Here is a 24343-nt window from a genome sequence, read left to right as displayed (position 1 = left end):
GAACTGATCCCTGATAAAACAAAAGGTAATGCAGTGGCGTGTATGGTAACATCACTCCAATTGTATGTATTCCCGGAGCAATACTTTGAGGAAATACACCCCGGAGTTTTTTATTCAATACCACTACTGGCCGTTCAGGGGAAGTAAGCAGTTTTTTTTCATACGCTGATACATCACACCATTTTTTTATTGTACTAAGTTCGGGCATCATTACTGCAAAAGGTTTATCCGGCCGCGTTTTTTTTATCCTCAACCTTGAAACTGCCCTGTAATTTAAAGCATCACATGCAAGATGGAATCCGCCGATACTTTTTATAGCAACGATTTTACCTGTACACAACAACTTCACTGTTTGGGTAACAGCCTCAACTCCTTCCGCAATTACTCTATGTGAACCCTTTTTCTCCAACCACACCTTTGGCCCGCAAAGCTTGCACGCGTTTGGTTGAGCGTGAAACCTGCGGTTAGACGGATCAGAATATTCTTTACGGCAGGAATGACACATATCAAACTCCCGCATTGTAGTTTTTACGCGGTCATACGGCACGTCTTCAATTATCGTATATCTTGGCCCGCAGTTTGTGCAGTTAATAAACGGGTATAAGTACCGCCGGTTAGATATATCCATCATCTCGGTAATACAATCTTCGCAGATACATATATCCGGCGGGATAAAAATATCAGTATTCCCCGTCCCCCGGGTAAATTTTATACTAAACTCGGTACTATTCCTCTGTTTTACCGGTATGGGTTTCACCACAAACTTATTAATAACCGCATTCACCGGAGGAGATGCTTTAATAAGTTCAATAAACCCGCGAAGTTCGCGTATTTTACCTTGAGCTTCGACTACCACGCCTTCTTTTGTATTCAATACCCAACCCGTAACCCCGCACTGTTTTGCATAACGGTATACCGTTGGACGGAACCCCACGCCCTGCACGCGGCCGGATATTGTAATTAAAACCCTAACCATTTGAGTTTTGTTCATATTATTTCTCATATTATACCTTACTTCACCGCATTTGCTATAATTAACCACGATAAGCAAGGTGGATAATTATTTAATGGTACTAAACAAATACTTACACACAATATTTTATACGTTTATTTTAACTTTAACGTTTCACGCATACCTGCATGCAGACAGTTTCCGTAACATACTGTCATTAACCTCGTATAACTACACTGATGACACGGCATCGCATGTGATTGAAGATACGTTTATGGAAATCGTGAAAAAAAAACTAACTTATTACGGCAGTATCTATTATGACTCCCACCAGACATGGTCAAATAAAATACTTAGCCTCGGCGGTGCGTACCTACTCTTCCCCGGAAACTATTTTGAAGCGTATTACGGGTATGGTATCAACTCGCTGGACAGCCGGGCTGACTATCTGACATTAGCGTATAACATTGAAGGCCCGTCATACTACCTGAACATATCATACCGCCTGAGTTCATTCTCAGGATACTCATACCATCTAATCTCTCCCGGCGGACGATACTTTTTCATTCCGCGTTTCAGTGTATGGTTAAAACCATACTTCAGCATTGATACCACCAATAATTTCAACTACTCCCTGTGGATACAGACAGAGTACCGGTTTTCACAAAAATATGTACTCAAACTCGGCACTGTTATTGGTGATATCACGATAGATAATATCAGTGTAAAACCTGTAGTATCACATTTTGTTTCGGGTATCGCAGGCATTGATTATGAGATCAGTGACAAGCTCACAGTAAAATACGTTTTTGAATACCTGACAAATGAATCCAATACAGGGTATTACAAAAACAATTTGGTTTTGGATATAAGATTTGACATTAAATAAACCCTTAAGCCTTGTATAATTCAGTTCAGTACTTAAGTTCTTTTGTAATCTTCATCTTACCGAACCCGCCACGGAACAATGTCGCGATTAATGACGGCCTACGGATTAATTGCGGTAAACGTTTGATTACAGCGATTGGCACTTTTTTCTTGAAATACCCGTAAAGCTGATCCGCAGCGTACTGCACGCCTTTCTCTAACTCCTCAGCTGTCATATTCTTTGGCTGGAATACCGCGTGGTTCCAACCGTAATGAGTACGGTCTTTACCTTTTGATTCAATCAACCGCCCTTCGGATTTAAACTTATCATAGAGTTCCGTCCCGGGATACGGTGTCAGTATATAAAGGTTAGCATCATCGATATCAAGTTCCTGTACCATCTTTATGGTTGCATCAAAAATGTTTTTGGTATCAGTATCAAACCCAAATATCAAAAACGCGGTTACTAAAATGTTATATTTATGAAACACTTCAACAATATTTTTGTATTCCCCGACCTTGTTTTGCTTGATAGTAGCCCATTGTAAAGAGTCCGGGTTTATGGTTTGAAACCCGATCTGCACATTAAAACACCCGGCAGCTGCCATTGCGGCAACAGTTTCTTCATCCTTCGCCACACTCGTTGGGGTTTGTACTGACCAAAGTTTGTGTAAAGGTTTAATAGCATTGCATAGTTCCTTTACATACCCATGATCCGCGAAGATGTTATCATCCACAAAAAAGATTACCGATTGATGTATACTTTTAAGTTCGTTGTACACTGACTCCACACTGCGATACCTATGCGCATGCCAGGGAACACTCGGGAGGTAACAATACCTACAGCTATTTGGACACCCGCGCGAGGTTTGTATACAAGCAAACCACGATGATTCATTGAGAAGGCCACGCCGGGGGAACGGAACATCTTTCATTTCAGTCACACGGCCGCTTCTATACACTTTTTTCAGTGTTCCGTTTTGAACATCCGATATCACATCTTTCCATATATATTCCGCTTCACCCACAACAATTGCGTCGCAATGCTGTAAAGACTCTTCCGGCATAAGGCACGGGTGTACTCCTCCGAGGACAACCTTAGCGCCGTAACTGCGGTAACGGTCAGCAATCTCGAACACCTGTCCTGAAGTAAACGTTGTGGTAGTAATCCCCACGAGGTCAGCTTCCGGGCGGTCCGGTATTTCTTCCCAATCACCGTCTACTACTCGAACCTCATGCTCCGCAGGGGTTAACGCTGCGAGGATACCAAGGTGTAACGGCGTAAACTTAATTTTCTCAAGATAACGATACACACCGCCACTAACGAACCATCTGGGTTTTACCAATAATATTTTCATAAATTTTATCCGAATATCATATTCCAAGGTTCGTTATACTTAAGGAATTCAAGAAACTTTTCGAAATTACGCGTTGATTCTTCCTCATATTCCGACCTTGTAGTTTCGTCGATAGGGTCAAAATGACAGGTATCATCCTCCGCGAAAATGTTACCGGTTTTATAAAACGCCAGTGCACGGCATCCGCCACAAGTATGTTTGTACCGGCACCGCCCGCATTTACCCTCAAGTTTTTTGCGGTCACGCAGGTCATTCAATAACTGGTTACCAGTAATAATCTTACTTAACGATAAATCCCTTACATTCCCACAGGAAACCGCGTCGTTATCCAGCATTTGTACACACGGGGTAACCATACCTTCCGCAGAAATTCCGATGAACCCTTTCCCCGCCTGGCATCCCAACTGCCCGATAGTAATCCCCAGCTCCTGCCATTTACGCTCAATCGCTTCGGGGCTCGCAAAAAACGGGGTGTAACTGATATAACTCAAATAATTCTCGCGTAAGATCGGGTGAATAATCTTCGCCATATCTTCACGTGTAAACATTAATTCCCGATGACCATTACCCGCCCCGCGCGGAACAAACGGTGCACGCAGCATCGGCAACTGTTTTAGTTTAAGGTACTTCATAGTAGGACTTAACGTATCGAGATTACTCCGGCTTATCGTGAGAAGATAAAAATATTCCATCCCAAGTTTTTCGCAGTTAGTTCCCGCATTAACCACGGTTTTAAGATCGTCATTACGGCTCCATTCATGAACATCATTCTCCGTTGAGTTAAACGGCAGGACAAACATTATATGATTATCCGTAATTTTCTTAAGTTTCTTCAATGTTTCTTCAGTTAATAACTTACCGTTAGTATTGATGAAGGTCCACAAACCTTTTTTCGCGTTGTACTTAATAATCTCCATCGCGTCAGGACGCATTAATGTTTCCCCACCGGAGAACGCAATCGCACCGTTGGGTGTATACTTATATATTTCATCAATCACAAGATGTTTAATTTCGTCAGTGGAAAGCTCTTTTTTCCCTGCGATCTTCGCAGGGTCTACTCTAGCCATGCAATACGGGCATTGGAGATTACACTGCCGGGTAGTTTCATAGTAACACAGAAAAAAACCGGTAAACTTCTGATTTTGTTTACTCTCACTTTTGTTCATACCTAACCTATACCATCCTATCCTAAATCTTTAAATTCCATAATATCCATAACTTCTTGTAGGTCAACCATTGAACTTTCTTTGTAATCAGGTAAACCACACTTTTCAGTTTTTAACCTTATAAACTGCATAGGCACCGCGCATTTTTCCGCTGAGAATAAGCGTTGAACTTCCCTTGCGCAGGCAATTAGAAGTACCGCTCCGGGAGTTGTCTCTTTAATAAACCGTTCCGCTGACCCCGGTGTTTCCGCTATAGCGACTGCTTTGTACCCCAACTTCTGCGCATTAATGGTTATTTCATTAACCACACATCCCCCGCAATTGCCGCAGATACGATAACTTTGCTTTACTAACGACTTACACTTATCTTTTATACTTAAACAAGCAGGCAGTATCACAGCCCTGTTTTTGTAGTCAACCCTGGAATACTTACGCGCATAATCCTTATTTCTTCTTATGATAACCGCTTTAAAAAAATCATCCAGCCCGACTGTAGTGTTTGCTTTAACGAGTTCCGCCATTAAACTATTCAACTTATGCGCTAACCTGATATTAACCGCAATCTTCTGCACGTTATCCAATACTTTATTAATCATACATTTATAACCATAAAATGTTATTATCTCATAAAAACCTATAAAATACAAACATGAAACGTCTGCTACCACAAAAAATCACGTGTTTTTTTGTATATAATAATATTTGGTAATTAGTAATATACATTGATTGAGAAAGAATCGATCTTAAGGAGAATATTTTTTTATGTTTTCACGTGTTATCAGTATCTTTGGCCTGGCGATATTTATATTACTTGCGTGGATGATGTCAGAAGACCGTAAACATTTCAACTGGCGTACAATCCTCTGGGGGTTGGGGTTACAGTTATCTTTCGCAATACTTGTACTTCTCACCCCGGCAGGGAGAGCGTTATTCAATTTTGTACGCTTGGTATTTGATAAAGTAGTTAGTTTCAGTGATAAAGGCGCAATGTTCGTCTTTGGCAACCTTGTAAATGATTTCAATATCGGTGCAATATTTGCGTTCAAGATCTTACCTGTAGTGATTTTTGTATCCTCACTCTCCGCGATTTTGTACCACCTCGGAGTAATACAATTTGTTGTAAAATACATGGCATTACTCATGATGTACACCATGAAAATATCCGGTGCGGAAGCGTTAGCAACAGCGTTACAGGTATTCCTGGGGATTGAATCAAATACCGCAATTAAGTCATACATGACTGGGATGACAAGATCAGAACTGTTCTTGATAATGACTGCATTTATGTCTACAATCGCGAGCAGCGTAATGGCAACCTACGCGATGTTCGGCGCAGAACCCGGGCATTTACTTGCAGCATCGATTATGAACGCACCCGCAGCGGTTATCATCGCAAAACTAATGGTTCCCGAGACCGGTACGCCTGAAACTATGGGTTTCATTAATTTTAAGGAAGATAAACCTGACTCCAACGTTATTGAAGCCGCAGCGAACGGCGCATCACAGGGTCTTAATCTTGCATTAAATATTGCAGCAATGATTATTGCGTTTATCGCACTTATCTGGATGTTCGACTGGCTCCTCGGAAAACTTGGTGTATCACTTGAAAAAGTGTTCAGCATAATCTTTTGGCCATTCGCATTTCTGATGGGCGTCCCCGCGGGTGAAGCGTCTACTGTAGCGAAATTACTCGGGACAAAGACGGTATTCAACGAATTCATTGCCTATATGCAGTTACAGGAACTTATTAAGTCCGGGGTATTATCCCCAAAATCTGTGGTGATTGCCACCTACGCATTATGCGGGTTCTCAAATTTTGGCTCAATCGCGATTATGCTTGGCGGGATGACAGCGTTAGCGCCCACCCGCCGGAGCGAGATTGCGGGGTTAGGGTTTAAATCCCTAATCGCAGGCACGCTCGCGACGTTTATCACTACGTGTATTGCCGGGATGCTGGTATAAACTACACTCGTTATTTCCCGAAAAACGCGAGGATCGCTATCATACCGGTGATCAATGTCATACCGGATACCATGATTGTGGTCTGTGTCCCGATTTTGCTATCTATTTTTTCGTCAAGCTTTTCAAACCGGTATTCAAACTTTTGTTCTAACGACAAAAATCTTTTTTCAACTAAACCAAACCGTTCGTCCATCAACTGCCGCAACATCGTAAGTTCTTTATCCAGATGTGCGATGTGGTTAAACTGTGTTTTCAACAGTAACGGCATTACTTTGTCGTCTGATATCATCCCGGATTCCTCGATTTCCTTTTCCGCAGCAGCTGCTTTTTTGTTCAAAAACTTTAACAACAACTCAGTCGTTTCTTCGTCGAACATCGTAGTCTCCCCTCATCTTAATCTAAACCTCATAGTCGCTCGATAATTATTTTTATACTTGATATTATATAAATATTATAGTTTTATTCCAAAGTGTTGTTCTCTACAACGAAAGTAAGCCTCGAATTTTCTAATGCATCAATGACATTATTACCATTTTTGTCGTCATACTTTACATCGCGGACTTCAAGCTTCGGCAGTTTTGCGATTACACGTTCTTGAACAACTTGTTCCTTATTCCCTGTTTCTTTGTTCTCCTGAGGTTTGTATAAGTACAAGTTAATACCCAGATTAGCAACTGGGTAGTAGTCTTGGTAAGTTGTTTTTGTAGTGTCATCACTCGCGTTAGCATACCCATACCCTATATCTCCCATAATACTGATATTCTTGGTGATAAAGAGTTCCAAGCCGGTAAAACCATAGATATAACTACCAGCGCCTTTTACAGTATCATAATTAAACGTGAAATAGTCATATTCTCCTCCCAGGAAGAGTTTCCATCTGGAATCAGGATTAAAGTACCAGTATCCTCGTAAACCATTATTTAATATGTTCGATTCAGCTGAGATTCTATAGTCCAGAGCGATATTCTTGGTCAGCCCGGCCTTGATTGATACTCCGGGATAAATGAGCCCTAGTGATAAATCAAATGCAATGCTATTGCTCCATCCAAAGAGGTGGAATAAACATATTAACAATGTGATGTTAAATGTTTTGTTTCTCTTCATAAACTTTTTCTTCAACCCTTGTCGCTATAAACGAAACTCTTATGACACATCCGCTCTATTGTCCCATCCCGCTGCATGTGACAGCGGAACTTTTATACGCGCTATTTGTCCCGCGCAAGCGCGAAAATAGGGATAAAATTCGTAAGACTATTGCGCACAACGAAACCCTAAGTCGTTGTGCCTACCGTACGGGTAGTCGATGAGACGATTCGCAGACCGACAGCTGTAGTCGTCGAAGTTCCAAGAGCCGCCACGTAACACACGATAACTACCCGTAGCGGGGCCCGTGGGATTGTTTACTGTTCCACTAGGATATGTACCATACCAATCGTTGCACCATTCCCATACATTTCCTGCCATGTCATAACATCCATACGGACTTTTTTCGCTTTCATAACTACCGACCACCGTTGTTTTTCCTACATTATTATTGTAATTACACTTTGTAGAATCAATTCCCTCACCCCACGGATACGTTCTTTGATCCGTCCCCCGTGCGGCTTTCTCCCATTCCGCTTCAGTGGGCAATCTTTTCCCTGCCCATTTGGCATAGGCATTGGCGTCTTCCCAGGTGACATTTGTCACCGGCCGGCTCCCGCGCCCCCATCCATCATCCGACGGTTTACTTCTACCCGTAGCGTCACAAAACCTGTCGTATTGTTCAAACGTTACTTCGTATTTGTCTATGTAATACGCATCGAGATATACAGTGTGTGCCGGTTGCTCATCACTGTTTCCTGAAGTTAAACCCATCGTAAAGTTCCCTGCGGGGATTTGAACCATCCCTAACTCTAGTGGATCAGAATTTTGTAATTTAGTTTTAATCACGTCTTTTGCTACGCCAGTAACCCCGAACTGCAACCCGCCTGACTTCACATTCGTGTGCGTAAACAATAACACCGCAACCGCACAAAGGAGTAACTTAATCCATTTTTCCATACTTGTCCTTTTATAAACAACTACTGAGGAATTTGTTGCCATGTTAAACTATCTATACTATTAACCTGAACGATTTAATTTCCCATTTCTTAAACGTTGTAGTGAACGCGTTCCCGCGTACCTGAATCCGTTTATTACCAGATTTTCCCGAAATACTACCACTATTTTCCTCAATAAGATTGGTCTCAATAACGCTTAGTACTTTTACCCCGAACTTAAACACACAGGGAGTATGGGTATTACCCTGAGTCTCATACGCGTGAAGGATATACCCGTCCCCGTCTTCCGCTTTTTTTAAAGCAGAGATAATAACATTCCCTGCAGACGCTGAAACAAACGATTTGTTTAACGGTAACCCTTTTTTATCGTCACCTGCCACATTTTCCTGGTTAACCACCACTGACCGTAACGGATTATTAAGTTCATACCCGTGATTAACAACATTAGCCGTACGCCAGTCACCCGTATGCGGGTAAAGAGCATAGATAAACTCATGCACACCTTTATCTGACTCAAACGCAGGGTCGTATGCGTTACGTAATAAGGTGAGCTCAATATTATTTCCACGAACGTTATACCCGTACTTACAATCATTAAGTACCGCCACACCGTGATTACCATCGGATATATCCACCCACCGTAATGCCGGCGCTTCCTGCCCCACACTAGGACGTTCCACCGCAGCGAAGGGTATTTCATAAACCCCGGAAGATGATTCAATATTCATTGGGAACGATACACGCAATGCCGGGATCCCGATCTCCTGGCCACACGGTTCCTGCCAGTCAACTTTTGTACGGAATTCAATTTTTCCATTGTGTTTATAAAACAATATGGTTTGCCATATTTTTGAATGCCCGAATATAGTTTCAGTTTTAATGACATCCGCAACATCGCCTTTAACAGTACTTACAACTTTAGTGTTTTTTACCAGATTTTCAACCCCACCCGTACGCCCGAGGTACCACGCAGACATTCCCCGGGGTAGTTCGTGGTATAACTTAAACATATTAGCCTGGTCAGTTGAGAATACCAACTCCTTCTTCCCCTTTTTGTCGTATAGACTTATGATACTCCCCGTCCCGCGGTCGAACACGAGTTTATACTGTTCATTCTCAAATACATTTGAAATTACATCCGCCGGAACGGCATCTTTAGAAGTACCACACCCACACCCTTTTTTTAGTACAAATGTTTTATACCCCATCGGCGGAACATTTGATGCCAAGAATACCAGTTTATCATCCACGACCTGACTGGGCACTATTTTCCCATTAATATCCTCAATACTGCAGGTATCAGTCCCAACTTCCGCAACACTTACTTCCACAGCGCTACTGCGGGTAAATGATAACGGGTTAAATACTACAACAGGAACAATCCCGCTGTCCTTTCCTTCACGTTTCGGAGGTATAACTTTTGTAAAGTCAATAAGTGAAACCACAAACTTTTCCGCCCCACGCGCAATTTTCCCGGTTTTTGCAAGAACATTATTCGCCAAATTTGTGGAATACTCGTACGCATCATATATCCCCGATCCATCGAGGATATCATGGAACTGATTGAAACAAGTATCTTGCCAGCAGTTAACAAACTCATCCGCGGGATACGCACAGCCGTACATCCTCGCGAGTGATGCCAAAGTTTCCGCTGTTACCAATGCATTCTCGCAAGTACGATTTTGTTTCTTAATATTCGCTTGTGTAGTATAACACCCTTCAAAAATGTATTGTAGTTCACTCTTCACTACCGGCACTTTTGCCCCTGCCTTCTTACTGGCAATATCAAAATACTCGTGTGTCCCGCTGAGTTTTACTTCCGGGAATAATTTATTGTTTTGGAGTTCACCCACACCGATGAGGTCACGCCGGGTTGGCCCCCCGCCGTGGTCACCAACACCGTAGGAGATAAGATAATCTTTTGTCGGGCTTCCTGAATTAATCAATAGTTCAGATGAACGGTATAACCCGCTCTGCACACTGCCGTTGTATCCATGTACATCATTGAACGCTAACACACTTGACCCATCGATTCCTTCCCAACGAAATAACGGATACCCTTTACCACACCGGCAAAAGTAATAGTAATCGATCCCGCATTTTTTTAGTATCTGCGGATAACTCCATGGATGTCCGAATGTATCGGGACACCAGCAAATCCGGGAAGTAACCCCGAACTTTTCGCGGGTATACTTCTTCGCGTATAAAGTTTGACGTATCAACGCCTCGCCTGATGACATATTAATATCATTCTCCACCCAGGTTGACGCGGTAACATCCCAACGCCCCTGTTTTACAAGCTCTTGCACGCGTTTGAAGAGGTCAGGATACCTATCTTCAATAGTTTTATAAAGTACCGCCTGGCTTTGTGAAAACTTAAACTCCGGGTAATCAGCAGCAAGCGCGCTTACCTGCTTGAACGTAAGCATAGTGGTCTCCACAGTATTTTCCCAGTCCCATAACCAGTTCATATCAATATGAGCATGGCCCATAAGATAAAACGCATACTTTTTTATTAACGGCGCAAATACTTTTAGTTTATGTTCTAACTGCGGCAATGCTGCGACAAACTTTTCCGGCTCATCATTCTCAAGAAGGCCAAACGGTATTTGCTCCAACACTTTATTAAATACAGCAACCGTTTTTTTATCTTTAACTTTACCTTTACTAATCAACAACTCAATAAAGTTTACTGTATGGCAAAACGTTTCCACACGGCGCAGCACGGTTTCTACTTTATCAATAAAGATTGTCGGTATTCCCTGAAACTTATTCCCGTCAACCGAAGTGTAACGTATAGAAATATCCACACTTGTCCCCGGTACAATATCGTTTATCAAAGGCAAGTCAGCGTAGAACCACCATTTTTCATCTACCATTTTTTTGCCGTTAATATAAACTTTTGACCCTGTGGCGGTAGTATGTTTTAATACCGCATTTGCGCCGGTAAGAGATATACCCGCAATAGTATTCGGGAATATAACCTCACCTTTAAGCCACATATCAGGCTCTCCCTGCGGCCATTTAATTTTCCAGGTTGGTTTACTGTAAATATATGGCGAATCAACTACGGCATACTTCTTAGTTTCCAACCCTTCCTGAATACCGTACAACACCTTATACTCGTTGTACCGTTTTAACTTATTAATTTTCCCGATAAACAAACTCAACGCGGCATTAACTTTTTGTGACATCAATTTTTATATCCTTTCCCTAAAACCTTCTAATTCCCTCTTTTATTTTTTCTTCTTGCAGCAAGTTCCCGTGCATGCGCTTCTGTAGCAACTGAGACATGTTTTTCATCCGCACCAAGCATTCTCGCAAGTTCGCGTACCACATCCTCGCCTTCCACTGTACGCACAGTAGTTATTGTCCGCCCGGACTTCTCAACTTTATCTACGTTAAGGTGATGAGCAGCACACGCTGCGATCTGCGGCATATGAGTGATTGTAATAACCTGATGCGATACGGAAAGCAATGCCATCTTATCACCGATCACAGTTGCCATATCCCCGCCAATACCCACGTCTATCTCATCAAATATTAATGTCGGGATTTTATCCGCTTTCGCAAAGACGGTCTTCAATGCCAGCATCAACCTTGAGAGCTCACCCCCGGACGCGATCTCCGCCAGAGGCTTAAACCCTTCCCCAGGATTAGGCGCAAAGGTAAACACAACACCGTCCTTACCGGTACTATCAAAAACAATATTACCGTCAACATCTTTTCGTTCTGTGATACTAACCCCGAACTTAGCTTTCTCCAACCCAACTTCGCGTAACTGCACCAATATTTGTTTTTCAAGCTTACCCGCTACAGATTTACGTTTATCCGAAAGTATACCCGCTGTCTTTGAGAGATACTCATACGCTTGTTTGATCTTAACCCCGAGCTCAGCCTTATTCTCTTCGCTATGTTCAAGCTTATCAAGTTCACCGGTTATCTTCTGCTGATACACAAGTATATCAGGTACTGTTGAACCATACTTTTTCTTTAACCTCTTAATCAATTCACAGCGGTCTGATACGTCCTCAAGTTTTTCGGGATTATACTCCACCTTATCCGCATAGTCATGCACACCAGAACTAAGTTCTTCAATCTTCACGATCAACGATTCAACTTCTACCAATAACTGCCGGACGGATTCATCAATTTTAGCAACACTTTCCAACTGTTGTTTAACAGCATACATCTGCGCTAAAACATTAGTCCCTTCATTTTCATCCAGTGTTTCCACTGTCGTCTTGATAAACCCCGCAAGTTTCTCCGCATGCGCAAGCCGCTGGTATTCCTGTTCCACCCTGAGGTCTTCATCTTCTAAGATATTCGCGTTACTTATCTCCTGTAACTGATACTTATAGAGATCAATTTTTTGCAATCGTTCATTCTCCGAAGTATCCAACAACTTCTTTTCTTCAACAAATTTTGTATATTCCTTATAGACATAAGCAACTTTCTCAACCTCATCCACAAGTTTACCGTAACTATCCACTACACCGCGTTGCTGGTCGGGATACAATAGTGTTTGGTGCGAATTTTGCCCATGGATATCCACTAATAAATTCCCGAGATTCTCTAATACATTAAGTATTACCAGTGAAGAATTAACATACCCGCGGCTGCGCCCATCCGCTGTGATATCGCGTTTAAGCACTAACATACCGTCATCACCAAAACTAATCCCCCGGGATTCACAGAAAAGCTGAACTGCGCGGTTGGATTTTATTGTAAACACCGCGGTGATCTCGCATTTATCCGCGTTTTTGCGTACAACCCCGGCTCCTGCGCGGCGACCTAACGCCAAACCAAGAGCATCAACAATAATTGACTTCCCCGCACCTGTTTCTCCGGTAAGAACATTAAACCCAGCGCTAAACCGCGCTTCAATACTCTCAATAATCGCGTAGTTTTTTATCACAATCGTATCCAGCATAACTCCCCCCAACCCCTTTTCTGTAATAACTACTTCTAACTACCCGAACTTACTGCGTAATGTTTCCAAAAATGTATTCACTGACCTAAGAAAGGTAACAGTTTTTTTGCTTTTCTCTACACGCACAACATCATTATTCCGTAACTTAATACTTTCCTGCCCGTCAATTGTTAATGACGTATTCCCCGCGTCATCCAGCACTATAGACTCTATATACTCAGCATCCTCAACCACTACAGGCCTTGCGGTAAGTTTATGCGCAGCTAACGGTGTCAGGAGCAACACTTTAGCTGAAGGCGATACTACCGGCCCGCCGGCAGCTAATGCATACGCACTGCTTCCTACAGGTGACGAAATAATAACACCGTCCCCCGTAAAATTAATATACTTTTCCCCGCCGATACGCACTTCCACAACTACCGCCCGGGCTACATCACCAACCCTCACCACCGCATCGTTTAACGCGACATACTGTTTAACCACGCGTTTTCCGCGGGTAACTTTTACGTTAAGCATACTGATTTTGGTTACACTAATTTTCTTTTTTAGCACATCCCCCAAAACATCAAATACCTGGGTTTTCTTCACAGACGCAAGAAAACCAAGAGTTCCCATGTGTACCGGCAAGATAGGAATATTTTTTCCGGCGAGCATCCTCGCGGTTTTTAGTACCATCCCGTCCCCACCGAGGGTTAACGCAATATCAATACGTTTATTAGTACCGGATGTATACGGCAAAACGTACCTACATCTATTAGCTTTCATCCACGTAAGAAGTTCCGGGATAAACGCGCGGATCTGCTGTTTCTTCATGTTTGCAATTATACCGATAATCATTATCGTATTTCTCCTAATCAAATATAATAATTAATAATTATACTAAAAAATAAATTGTGTTATTCAAACCTAACTTCGCCAAACAACGATGGTGTGTGGCTGCTGTAAGGTTTCATAGGTGACCACTCAACAGACCGCCACTCTGCGGGATTGTTACGCACAATATTTAACCCTATAGTTTTACCTTGTACGCCATCGGTAATCCCCAACTCTGTCAATGGTATTACCATGCCTGCAGTCCAATACCCCGTATATGTCGATGTCTTTACATCCCACGTCCCATCCCAATTGGAAACTCTCTCTTTTCCGTCAAACTTCGTACCGGTAAAATTGAATGCGTATTGATAATAATTTTTATAGTCTTTATTCGGATCAATAAAAAGTTCTATTGAATCATCTAAATATACACCCGCATCGCGGATAGTTGCTACTTTTTCAATAGGTTGATACGTTGTCGTCTCACAATTAAAAGTCAACCGCAGGTTGGTACTGTCCACGCTGATAACAACCTTGGTTTCATACGTACGCTTACCTTTCCCTACATTCGAAAATAACCTAAGCTCAACATTTTTTGTAGTATCGCACACCACAACCTTTTTTTCGTTGAACAATCTGAGAAAAACTTTTTGTTTACCATAAAACCTGCGTTTTAGGTCCGGCGCTACACTATTATTCACCACTTGTTTTGATACAGTATCCATAGCTTTATCAAGTTCTGATTCGGTATCCGTAAACACTTTCTTAGGATCAGCGTATTCGGACAAGTTGACCTTCATATCATCAAGTTTGTAGTACACCTCACGGAAGGATGAAAGTGCAGGCATAGCATCCTGCTCTGCGTACGTCGCAACCGCGTGTACCAGCGATTTCTCTGGGTTGTAAGCTTTAGGGTTCCAAAGATAATCTGCGACCATTAGTATAGTAAACCTGTCAACCACCCGGTTGATAAACGCATTATAATAAAACCCGTGCCGGGGATTCATCTCCACAACCTGTGTTGATATTTTTGTTGTCCACGGAGTAAAAATATCATCACTAGTATTATCCCACAGCATTGCTTTATGCCCGAGGGTATATAGTTTATACTTTTCTACGTCATCATCACTTACCACTTTAGACGTTACTTTTGGGCCTGTCCATACAAACGTTACGTCCGGGTCAATATTTTTACCTATATAGTTCATATACTTAATCCCAACTTCGGGTGAACGCATAAATTTGTCCACATGCCCAAGACTGTAATACGGCGGGCAAAAATACATTTCAATGGATAGCTTTGGCATTTCACTTTTTTGATAAGCTTTCAGTGATTGGTATACTGTATTAACAAGAACAGTTTGCGCAACCTCCAGAGTGCCATACTTTTGAATATCCTCGTCGTTATCCAAAATATACTCACGTTCTTTCATTGTCACCAAATCGTCAGCACAGAGCATCAAATGTTTAACCCCGGCGTTAATACCATAAGTAAACGTTTTTACCAGTTTCTCAATATCTTTAGGGTCAGAAGCCCGTATTTTTTCCCCTGTCCGGTATTTTCGTAAATCGTAAGGATTAACCATTTGTCCAAGTTCAATCACCGGCTTTTGTTTCACCATTTCATATGCGTCGGTATACGCTTTTTTCATATCCTCATCAATATTGTCCCATTTAACCGGAGCGTAGGCAAAGAAGAACATGTTCAGTTTATACGCACCCATCCAGTCGAGAGAATCTTTCGTCAATGCCCAGTCGCTCACCCCCCGGAGTTTATATACCGGCCAGTCGTCAACCACACATTTACGGAGACATAACTTCCCGTCTTTTACATACATCAATTGTAGTAACGATTGTACGGCATAGAATGCCCCTATAGCGTCGTATCCTATACAATACACAACATCCTTACTGCCTTCTTTAACACAACGGATAATATATCCTTGTTCACCCGGATAATTTTGCGTAATAAACTTATTATTGTTATACTCCTTATTGTATTTATTATCACTAATAGTTCCAACGGATATATACACGCTATGTTCCTGTAATTTCACCATATCGTTCACCACCGCCGGGGTCGAACCAGTAAGTATGTATATATGCGACTGCAAACTGCCAGCCACAGAGTTCATTTGCGGCATAGCATCAGTACCTACGATTATCTTCACCATTCTTGTAAAGGAAGCGGAACTAGCTAACACAATAAACTCATTCATATACTCCACTTTTTGCGGGGTAGGAATTATCTTGCCGTTATACAACGGATAATACGCATAAATTTTAACTACAACAAATACAATGGCAAGTATTAACAACAGTACTACGGTTTTTTTCACAATGACAAAATCCATTTCGCGATATACGCCACCACGATCCCGAGATACGTCCCCATAATTTGTCCCAGTACCGCCAGTAACAACCCTACCGGTGCAAGGCCGGGTTGGTATATTGCCGCAATAATCGGCGAGGTAACCGTACCCCCTATATTTGCCATACTTGCAGTTGCAGCGAAAAACATTGGCGCTTTTAACACCCGTGCACCTATGAATAAACATCCAATATGCACCATCACCCATACTATTCCCAGTAAAATAAACACCGGTGCCTGAATTACAGCCTTAAGATCCCCCTGTGCGCCAACTGACGCGAGCATAAGGTATAGCATGAGATACCCAAACTTTGACGCGCCAACTGTTTCCAGTTTTGATACTTTTGTGTAGGACAACAATAACCCAAACGTTGTCGCTAATACTATCGCCCAGGTAAAATAATTCGCAATACCTTTTATATCCGGCAATAACCGCCCAAGTTCAACGGATAAAAATCCTAACCCAAACGCCAACGCCAGCATTATTGACAGATCCGCCGTACGTGCCTGTTTTTGGCCCTGAGTCTGAGCTACCAGTAACCGTTTAGCGATATCATCAATCGCTCCACGGGTGGAATGGTTCCATCTATCAAACTTATCCTGATGCACTGATAATGCGATCATTATCCCCATCCAGCTATAACCCACTACGGTATCCACTACTACCATCGGAGTAAAAATATTAGCTGGCGTACCCAGTGCTTCTTTTATAGCGATCATATTCGCACTCCCACCGATCCAACTGCCGGATAATGCACCGATACCCATCCACGCATCCGCAGGAAGCCATGGTTTAAATATCAATGTCGATACTGACGCGCCTAGTATAATCCCAAACGTACCGATAAACATCATGGACAACGCGATAAAACCCAGCCTCACAATACCGGGAAGGTCGGTACTTAATAACAACAATACAAGCGCTGCCGGGAGAAGAACTTCTTTCATTGACTTATACAACGGCGTATCAGAAGGCAGTATCCCTGCAGTACTCAATATCATCGGGATGAAGTAACACCATATTATCGGCGGAAATATATCAAAGAATTTCTCCAGTTTTTTAAAGCCTGACACCCAGTAAATTCCACCAAGTGCTACCACCAGAACTGTCAGAATACCAATTGGATTAGTTATCATCATTAACTTTTATCCCCACCTTCACTCCCTACTTTTTCTTACCGTTATACTCCGCCGAAACCGTTGTGGATATACCCCCGCGGGTGGTGAACTTACCGGTAACCGTCATTTTCCGCGGTTTGGATACATTCACGAGATCATCCAGTATTTTATTAACCACATGCTCATTAAAAATCTTCACCTGGCGGTAGGAGTATAGGTAATACTTCAACGATTTTAGTTCAATACATTTTTTATTTGGTACATACGCGATAATGAGTTCCGCGAAATCGGGTAACCCCGAAAACGGGCATACACAAGTAAACTCGTTTGTCATATGCACAACATCCACCCCGCGATGCGGGTATTCATACGGGAATGTTTCCAATATACTACTGTCTACTATCTCAGGAGTAAACGTTTTCCCAACCGCGCGCTGAGCTTTAACCTCAATTTTACCAGGTTTTCTGTTATCATACACCATATTTCCTACCAACCCCTTTCAACATATTTTCAAGTATTTTATCCTAATTTTTCAGGTTAACACTTTCCCTAACCACTCCTTAACATACTTTTTTACTTCCAAATAATTTTGACGTGTAACCTCTACTACCTCAGAATCATACATACGCTTAATTTCGTCGGAAAACGGTTGCGCGTTCATCCTTATAGTTGCTAACACCTTTTTCTTACTCGCAAGCGCACGGGCAACACATTCACAAAACCTAGGGGATAATATTTCTATCGTACCAATTTCGTCGATCACAACAAGATCACGCGTGGCAACCGCATTATCTACCGCAATTACGCCGATATTATCCAGTACAGTAAGGTCAATCCCGTACTTATTAAGTTTATGCTTTGCCTTCATCCCCTTTTTTGCGAGGATACCATTATATTTCCCGCAAAGAGTTTTTAGGATAAACCCTTCACGTGTATTACCGTCCATCACGGTTTCAGTATAAAACCCGCCTAACCTAGGCATATAGGGTAAACACACTTCACGGAGTAACATCGTCTTCCCAACCCCCGGCGTGCCAGTGATAAACAAATTTTTTGTGAGTTTCCTATCGTCTATTTTATCTTCCATACCTTATGATTCTGTGTTAGCACACGTACTTCAACGCCTTTACAATACTTTTGTGTCAATGAAAACAAGTTCATAATTCCTGGGTTCAATACATCACACACCGGTAAACCTGTTTTCCTGTCACTACGCAATTGCAAGACTATACCAAAAGCAGGTTTATACTTCCCTACAAGTTTTAGTGCAGTAATAAACTCCCCAACCGGTGTTGAGGGATCAACCACAACCTTTACCCCCGCCTTTTTCTTTGCGATACTCAAAAACTTATTGTGTTGTTCCCATAACGACAACCCGCATTGCGACGGTAATTTTATATCCATTGAAACATGGTCATACACACTGATACTACTTTTTAACTCATTATACAACGTACCATTAGTTTCAAGCATTACACGATACCCTTTGTTTCTCAACATTTCCGCAGCAGCGCGAGTGTACACCTTCTGGAGTAACGGCTCACCGCCGGTAAAGGTTACCCATCCGCATCGGTTAATATCAAGTTTTATAGCTTCATGCACAACTGCAGCGACACTCATCACCCTATACTTCCCGCCAGTGGTTGCATACATAGTATCGCAATAACTGCATCGGATATTACACCCGTACATCCGGATAAACACCTGTGGCGTACCCAAAAATATACCTTCACCCTGGATACTGAAAAACGTTTCAGCAACCTTACCACAGGGAATTGATTTACTACTCCTTGAATAATTTGGCATAGACGTCCTGTGGTATCCTCTGAGGCTTACTATTGTCGGTAATACACGCAATCACTGTCTTCCCGGTTACCAACACGCGCTGCGATATTTTTTCACGAATAATATAACTAAACTCAAACCTTACTTTTGTCCCTTCAGTTATAGAAGTTTCTATCTGCAAAACATCACCGTACATTGCCGGCGCTTTAAAATCAACTTCTATACGGGTAACCACAAAATGTACATCCCGCGCCATCATATCTTTGATATCCACCCCGCGTTCACGCATAAACTCCGTGCGGGAACGTTCAAAAAATCGCAAGTAGTTTGAGTAATACACCACTTGCCCGCAATCGGTATCTTCGTAGTACACACGTAACTCATACATACTTGATGACATATCTATTCCCTCCAGATAAAATAATTTACTTTACCGGATCTACCACCCCGGCAGCGGAAAAACCTTTCTCCCGTAACTTACATGAATCACACTTCCCGCAGGGATGACGCCCGCCGGTATAACAACTCCACGTATGTTTCAACGGTACATTAAGTTTTAGTGCGAGTTTAACAATCTGAACCTTACTTTTTGTGATTAACGGTACAGCAATAACGATCCTGGGGTTAGTTGTCCCCAACCTCAATGCTTTCTGCATAGAGCGTATATATTCCGGCCGGCAGTCAGGATATCCGGAATAATCCACAGCATTCGCGCCAATAAAAACAGTATCCGCACCAATAGATTCCGCTAACCCCGCAGCATAAGACAAAAACACGGTATTCCTCGCAGGGACGTATGTAGGGGGTACAACCGATGATTCATATATATCTTTAAGTTCACGGTGAGGAATCCCGCTTGTTTTATCAGTTAATACGCTTTTACTCCACGGAAATTTGAGGTTAATAACAGTGTATTTACATTTCGTGGAAGCAGCGATCCGTACGGCACTACGGATTTCGCGGTTATGCCGTTGCGCGTAGTTAAATATCAAACAGTGACATCGATACCCGCGATTAAGCGCGTAGTACAACGTTGTTGCGGAATCCAACCCTCCGGATAACAGTACGACTGCAGGCATACGCTTACTCCTGCTCCCCAAAATATGTTACCGCAGTTTTCTCGCCTTCCCATACGGCAATCCTGTGTAACTTATACCCGTTATACATAACTTTATTCTTTAACTTCTGAAAAATATGCTCCGCAATATTTTCTGCTGAAGGATTTTTTTTCCTAAACCCCGGAGTGTTATTGAGATACCTGTGATCAAGCGTATTTAATACTGTATTCAATTTTGTTTTTAAGTCCTGGAAATCAACCCCCAACCCTGCCTTATCGAGCATACTCCCGCGGAGATATACTTGCACACGATAATTATGCCCATGAAGGTTCTCGCATTTACCTTTATAATTTTTTAACTTATGCGCTGATGAAAAGGTTGACTCCACATAAATTTCGTACATATAAATAAACTCCCCCTCCTCTATTGCCCAATATCCACAAGTTTTGTACTTCTGATTATACGCTTCAAAAACCTGCTACCCAGGAGGTTAAACTTACCCGGGTCATCCGTAACATAAAACCTTTGCCATCCCTTATGTTTACCCGGAGCGAGTAAACCTTTTACCGTAAGGATTGTTTTAACCGCAGCGGCAGTCGCTGATGCGGAATCTACAAGTTTAACTTTTGCACCCATAACTTTCGCGAGGGTAGGTTTTAATAATGGGTAATGAGTACATCCTAAGACCAGAACATCCACATCTTTACTTTTAACAGGTTTTAGGTACTCCTCTGCGGTTAAGTACGCAACTTCTGTATTTCCCCATCCTTCCTCCGCAAGTGGAACAAATAACGGGCATGGATAGGAGTATACTTTAATAGCTTTATTCAGGCGGTTAATATGTTTTTTGTATGCCCCGCTGTTTATCGTCCCGGCGGTACCTATAACTCCCACTCGCAAGTTATGCGTATGGCGGACAGCTTCACCAGCACCAGGAGTTATCACCCCAACAATTTTTAGTAAAGGATACTTTTTTTGTAGCGCTTCAAGCGCAAGCGCGGATGCTGTATTACAGGCAACCACAAGAAGTTTTATATGCTGCTTCACAAGAAACCGCGTGATTGCCAATGACAACTCCGTTACTTTTACCGCTGATTTTGTACCATACGGCACATGCGCAGTATCCCCAACGTAAATAACATTTTCCCTGGGTACTTGACGGATAAGTTCTTTTACTACGGTCAACCCGCCAACACCGGAATCAAACACGCCAACCGGTTGATATGCAAAACTCTCTGAACTTAATCTACTATCACTTTTTGAGGTTACCATTTTCACTCATCCTTTTCTCGTAGGTTACCACTGCGCGTGCCCAGGCGTCTACCATATTGGTCTTCATCCTGCGTTCAGTAAGTTTACGTTCCTCCGCCGGGTTTGAAAGATATGCAGCTTCAAGAAGTACCGCCGGCATACGTGTCCCGCGGAGGACAAAAAAACTTGCCTGTTTCACACCGTTATTCCGTACCAGCCAACTAAGGTTATCAACTTCGCGTTTCATAATCCCGGATAGTTCGCTTGACTGGTTCATATACACATTTGTTTCCAGAGAACACAGTATTTTATCAACTTCAAACTTCTTTAATGAACCCGGATCTTCGAGCTGCACCACTGCGTTTTCAAGTTTTGCAACAGCTTCCGCTGCGGCATCACTCGCGTTCTCCGATAAGAAGTACACTTCAAACCCGTTATCCATCCTTGAGTATGACGCGTTACAGTGCACACTGATGAAGATATCCGCTTTCTCCGTGTTTGCCATCTCCGTACGGACGGATAACGGTATAAACTCATCAGTTGTGCGGGTAAGGATCACTTCGTACTTATACTCATCCTTCAATATTTTAGCGAGCTCCTTTGAGTAGTCTAACACCAAATCCTTCTCAAAAACACCTTTTGGCCCGATCGCACCGCAATCCTTACCCCCATGCCCGGGATCGATCATAATTTTGCGGACTACACGTTTTTGAGGTAATGCTATAGATGCCTGTATCACAGGTTCTTTGGGTTGAGCTACTGCCGCGCTTTCTTTCCCTAACCCCTGCTGTGCCTGTGCCATAGTGTTATTAATAATATCCTGAGTTTGGCTCGGAATTACTACCTGCACAGGGCCGGCGGGTATTCTGATAAATTCAAGTAAAAGCTTCCGCCCGGTATCGTCATTCACTGTCTGTAATTCCGTTACTGTCGCGCTTTGGAAACCAATCTGGTACACCGCACCGTCTTTTTGTTGTAATACTCTTAATGACTTAATAATATTATCTGAAGTAACAACCTTATGAGTCCCGCCTTCAGCCTTAGCTTTTTTTGCATGGAATGAGTATACCCCCGGTATTGTGGATACAATAACCTGGTACTCCAACTCCTTCCCGAGTTCAAACACGCATTTTGTCCGGTCCGATGTTGAATATATCCTGGGGTCGTAGATATCAAACTTTTCTTCCGGAACTAAAGTTTTACCTGTATCCTTACCTATGATTGACGAATTAGTTAATTGTTTCCAATACTTGTTATCCAACAACTCAAGCGGTACCCAGATATTACTTTTATAAAACAGTATTTTGGAAGTAAGCTTTACGCGGTTATCCCCGATCCGCAGGTCAGACCGCCCGGCGATAAATTCAAGTTTTGCTTTGTTAATAGTAAGAATAACCTTCCCGGAGACAGGATACCAGTGAACTTTACTTTTGTAGATAGACGCCACGTTTTCGATGGAAACATATTTTTTCCCATCCTTCGTAATATTCCTTAGTGTAACCGTATCCCCTGTAGCAAGTAGGACATGGACAATACTTGCCTGAGGCGTTTTTTCTTTCCCCGCGCAGACCACTGGGTATAATGTGGTTAACACAAAAAACAGTATAACCACAGAACATAATATTTGTATTCTGTGCACAAACTTTCTTATAAACATAAAGTGTATTATATAAAATAGTGAGCTATAAATCAGTAATTCATATTCTCATTGAAAATAGGATGAGTAGCCGTAAATTTAGCCAATATTTTGATTGCGAATGTGAGAATATTCTACTAAATGTGTGTGGTAAGTCAAAACAGGAATTGGTCACGACGGAATACAAATCTATTTAGTTAACAACTATTATATTAACATTGTTGCTTTGTACCAACTGCCCGTTATTCCGTACCGCATCGAACCATATTTTATGTTTCCCCTCTGCCAATTTCCAGGATAACGTAAACGGGTATTGTTCCGCGGGATACGATTGATTATCCACCATCCAGCGTATTGATACTACGGATTCATCGATAACAGGTTTAAACTTAATAACCTGATACTCCCTTCGTAAGACAGGATCTATTTTGTATATATCCCCGTCCAGAGGAGATTCAATATCATACCGTATCCTTCCATTTTTATTATTTATCGTTAACTCAGACACTTTTACCGGAGGAAGTTCCAACCCCGAATTATTTACCCAGTCGTAGTACGGTATAGGATATACTTCATACACCTTTTCTTCCACACACTCCGCGGGACAATCATCACCAGCAATCAAACCGTTCCGTTTATCAATCCGGTACAACCGGTGAATATCACATACCTGTTTAGGAACGGTATATTTAACAAACACTTCTTCTATACTGTGTTTACAATACAGATTTGCCAGTTTCCCGGAAATTGAACACACGTTTTTATGTACCACCTTTCCCGGCTTTACAAATTCCAGTTCCGGGTTCCGTATTTCTAATGCTAACATAACATCGCGAAATACAGGGCCCGCACCGGAAACACCGGATACGCTATACATCGGTTTACCATCAAAGTTACCAACCCATACAGCAACGGTGTACCGCGGAGTATATCCTACGGTCCAGTTGTCCCGAAAATTTTTTGAAGTACCGGTTTTTACAGCACAATCAAACGGTAAGTTTAATGACGAGAACTCGCCAAACGCTGCGTT

23 protein-coding genes are annotated in these 24343 nt (G+C 42.3%); 2 read left to right on the top strand and 21 right to left on the bottom strand.

Features of this window, described 5'->3' with window-relative positions; all coding sequences use genetic code 11:
- The coding region (locus WC955_08625; GenBank protein ID MFA5859118.1) for a Sua5/YciO/YrdC/YwlC family protein at window positions 1-991 on the bottom strand (991 nt) is incomplete at its 3' end.
- 76 nt (window positions 992-1067) lie between these two features.
- Between WC955_08625 and WC955_08620 the strand changes: the two genes are divergently transcribed.
- Window positions 1068-1841 carry a hypothetical protein gene (locus tag WC955_08620; protein MFA5859117.1) on the top strand — a complete coding sequence of 258 codons (774 nt, stop codon included), beginning with the start codon at window positions 1068-1070 and terminating at the stop codon, window positions 1839-1841.
- 25 nt (window positions 1842-1866) lie between these two features.
- On the opposite strand, the gene WC955_08615 is transcribed toward WC955_08620, so the two are convergent.
- The 3 genes from WC955_08615 to WC955_08605 are packed head-to-tail and all read right to left on the bottom strand — an operon-like array spanning window position 1867 to window position 4939.
- Complete coding sequence (locus WC955_08615) at window positions 1867-3177, bottom strand: radical SAM protein (GenBank protein ID MFA5859116.1); 1311 nt, start codon at window positions 3175-3177, stop codon at window positions 1867-1869.
- A gap of 5 nt (window positions 3178-3182) precedes the next feature.
- Window positions 3183-4343: a radical SAM protein gene (locus tag WC955_08610; GenBank protein ID MFA5859115.1), complete on the bottom strand. Its 1161-nt coding sequence runs from the start codon at window positions 4341-4343 to the stop codon at window positions 3183-3185.
- A gap of 17 nt (window positions 4344-4360) precedes the next feature.
- Window positions 4361-4939 (bottom strand): DUF116 domain-containing protein, encoded by a 579-nt coding sequence (locus WC955_08605; protein ID MFA5859114.1) that lies wholly within the window; start codon window positions 4937-4939, stop codon window positions 4361-4363.
- A gap of 166 nt (window positions 4940-5105) precedes the next feature.
- Here WC955_08605 and WC955_08600 point away from each other — a divergent pair, with 166 nt between their 5' ends.
- Entirely contained in the window at window positions 5106-6305 is a 1200-nt protein-coding gene (locus WC955_08600; GenBank protein MFA5859113.1) for a nucleoside transporter C-terminal domain-containing protein, read from the top strand.
- A gap of 10 nt (window positions 6306-6315) precedes the next feature.
- Here WC955_08600 and WC955_08595 read toward each other — a convergent pair whose 3' ends face one another.
- From WC955_08595 to WC955_08515, 17 genes are all read right to left on the bottom strand, one after another.
- Window positions 6316-6681, bottom strand: coding sequence for a hypothetical protein (locus tag WC955_08595; protein MFA5859112.1), 366 nt, complete (start codon window positions 6679-6681; stop codon window positions 6316-6318).
- 83 nt (window positions 6682-6764) lie between these two features.
- Window positions 6765-7409 carry a hypothetical protein gene (locus WC955_08590; GenBank protein MFA5859111.1) on the bottom strand — a complete coding sequence of 215 codons (645 nt, stop codon included), beginning with the start codon at window positions 7407-7409 and terminating at the stop codon, window positions 6765-6767.
- A 147-nt stretch (window positions 7410-7556) separates the two neighbouring features.
- Complete coding sequence (locus tag WC955_08585) at window positions 7557-8348, bottom strand: formylglycine-generating enzyme family protein (GenBank protein MFA5859110.1); 792 nt, start codon at window positions 8346-8348, stop codon at window positions 7557-7559.
- Window positions 8349-8400: 52 nt separating this feature from the next.
- The gene (locus WC955_08580) at window positions 8401-11541 is read right to left on the bottom strand and encodes a glycoside hydrolase family 38 C-terminal domain-containing protein (GenBank protein ID MFA5859109.1); all 3141 of its coding nucleotides are present in this window, start codon (window positions 11539-11541) and stop codon (window positions 8401-8403) included.
- Between the two features lie 29 nt (window positions 11542-11570).
- Window positions 11571-13280, bottom strand: coding sequence for a DNA repair protein RecN (recN, locus tag WC955_08575; GenBank protein MFA5859108.1), 1710 nt, complete (start codon window positions 13278-13280; stop codon window positions 11571-11573).
- Between the two features lie 39 nt (window positions 13281-13319).
- A complete protein-coding gene (locus tag WC955_08570; protein MFA5859107.1) occupies window positions 13320-14117 on the bottom strand; it encodes an NAD(+)/NADH kinase in 798 nt (265 codons plus the stop codon).
- A gap of 59 nt (window positions 14118-14176) precedes the next feature.
- On the bottom strand, window positions 14177-16432 hold the full coding sequence (locus WC955_08565; GenBank protein MFA5859106.1) for a beta-N-acetylglucosaminidase domain-containing protein: 2256 nt from the start codon (window positions 16430-16432) through the stop codon (window positions 14177-14179).
- Window positions 16429-17604: a DUF819 family protein gene (locus WC955_08560; protein MFA5859105.1), complete on the bottom strand. Its 1176-nt coding sequence runs from the start codon at window positions 17602-17604 to the stop codon at window positions 16429-16431. The genes WC955_08565 and WC955_08560 overlap by 4 nt, the downstream gene beginning before the upstream one ends.
- Window positions 17605-17629: 25 nt before the next feature.
- Window positions 17630-18064: a preQ(1) synthase gene (queF, locus tag WC955_08555; protein MFA5859104.1), complete on the bottom strand. Its 435-nt coding sequence runs from the start codon at window positions 18062-18064 to the stop codon at window positions 17630-17632.
- A gap of 51 nt (window positions 18065-18115) precedes the next feature.
- Window positions 18116-18670, bottom strand: coding sequence for a nucleoside-triphosphatase (locus WC955_08550; protein ID MFA5859103.1), 555 nt, complete (start codon window positions 18668-18670; stop codon window positions 18116-18118).
- Window positions 18655-19389 carry a 7-carboxy-7-deazaguanine synthase QueE gene (locus WC955_08545; protein MFA5859102.1) on the bottom strand — a complete coding sequence of 245 codons (735 nt, stop codon included), beginning with the start codon at window positions 19387-19389 and terminating at the stop codon, window positions 18655-18657. Before WC955_08545 ends, WC955_08550 begins: the two co-directional genes overlap by 16 nt.
- Complete coding sequence (locus WC955_08540) at window positions 19367-19768, bottom strand: YbgC/FadM family acyl-CoA thioesterase (protein ID MFA5859101.1); 402 nt, start codon at window positions 19766-19768, stop codon at window positions 19367-19369. Before WC955_08540 ends, WC955_08545 begins: the two co-directional genes overlap by 23 nt.
- Before the next feature lie 25 nt (window positions 19769-19793).
- Window positions 19794-20447: a 7-cyano-7-deazaguanine synthase QueC gene (queC, locus tag WC955_08535; protein ID MFA5859100.1), complete on the bottom strand. Its 654-nt coding sequence runs from the start codon at window positions 20445-20447 to the stop codon at window positions 19794-19796.
- Window positions 20448-20451: 4 nt separating this feature from the next.
- On the bottom strand, window positions 20452-20829 hold the full coding sequence (gene queD / locus WC955_08530) for a 6-carboxytetrahydropterin synthase QueD (protein MFA5859099.1): 378 nt from the start codon (window positions 20827-20829) through the stop codon (window positions 20452-20454).
- Window positions 20830-20849: 20 nt separating this feature from the next.
- Entirely contained in the window at window positions 20850-21698 is an 849-nt protein-coding gene (gene murI, locus WC955_08525) for a glutamate racemase (GenBank protein MFA5859098.1), read from the bottom strand.
- Window positions 21679-23271 (bottom strand): N-acetylmuramoyl-L-alanine amidase, encoded by a 1593-nt coding sequence (locus tag WC955_08520; GenBank protein ID MFA5859097.1) that lies wholly within the window; start codon window positions 23269-23271, stop codon window positions 21679-21681. The genes murI and WC955_08520 overlap by 20 nt, the downstream gene beginning before the upstream one ends.
- A 235-nt stretch (window positions 23272-23506) precedes the next feature.
- On the bottom strand, window positions 23507-24343 hold an 837-nt coding region (locus WC955_08515; protein ID MFA5859096.1), incomplete at its 5' end, for a hypothetical protein.

The organism is Elusimicrobiota bacterium, assembly GCA_041658405.1.
Taxonomy (GTDB): Bacteria; Elusimicrobiota; UBA5214; order JBBAAG01; family JBBAAG01; genus JBBAAG01.
The sequence above is the reverse complement of the archived record's forward strand: the minus strand, read 5'-3'. Positions and strand labels throughout refer to the sequence as shown.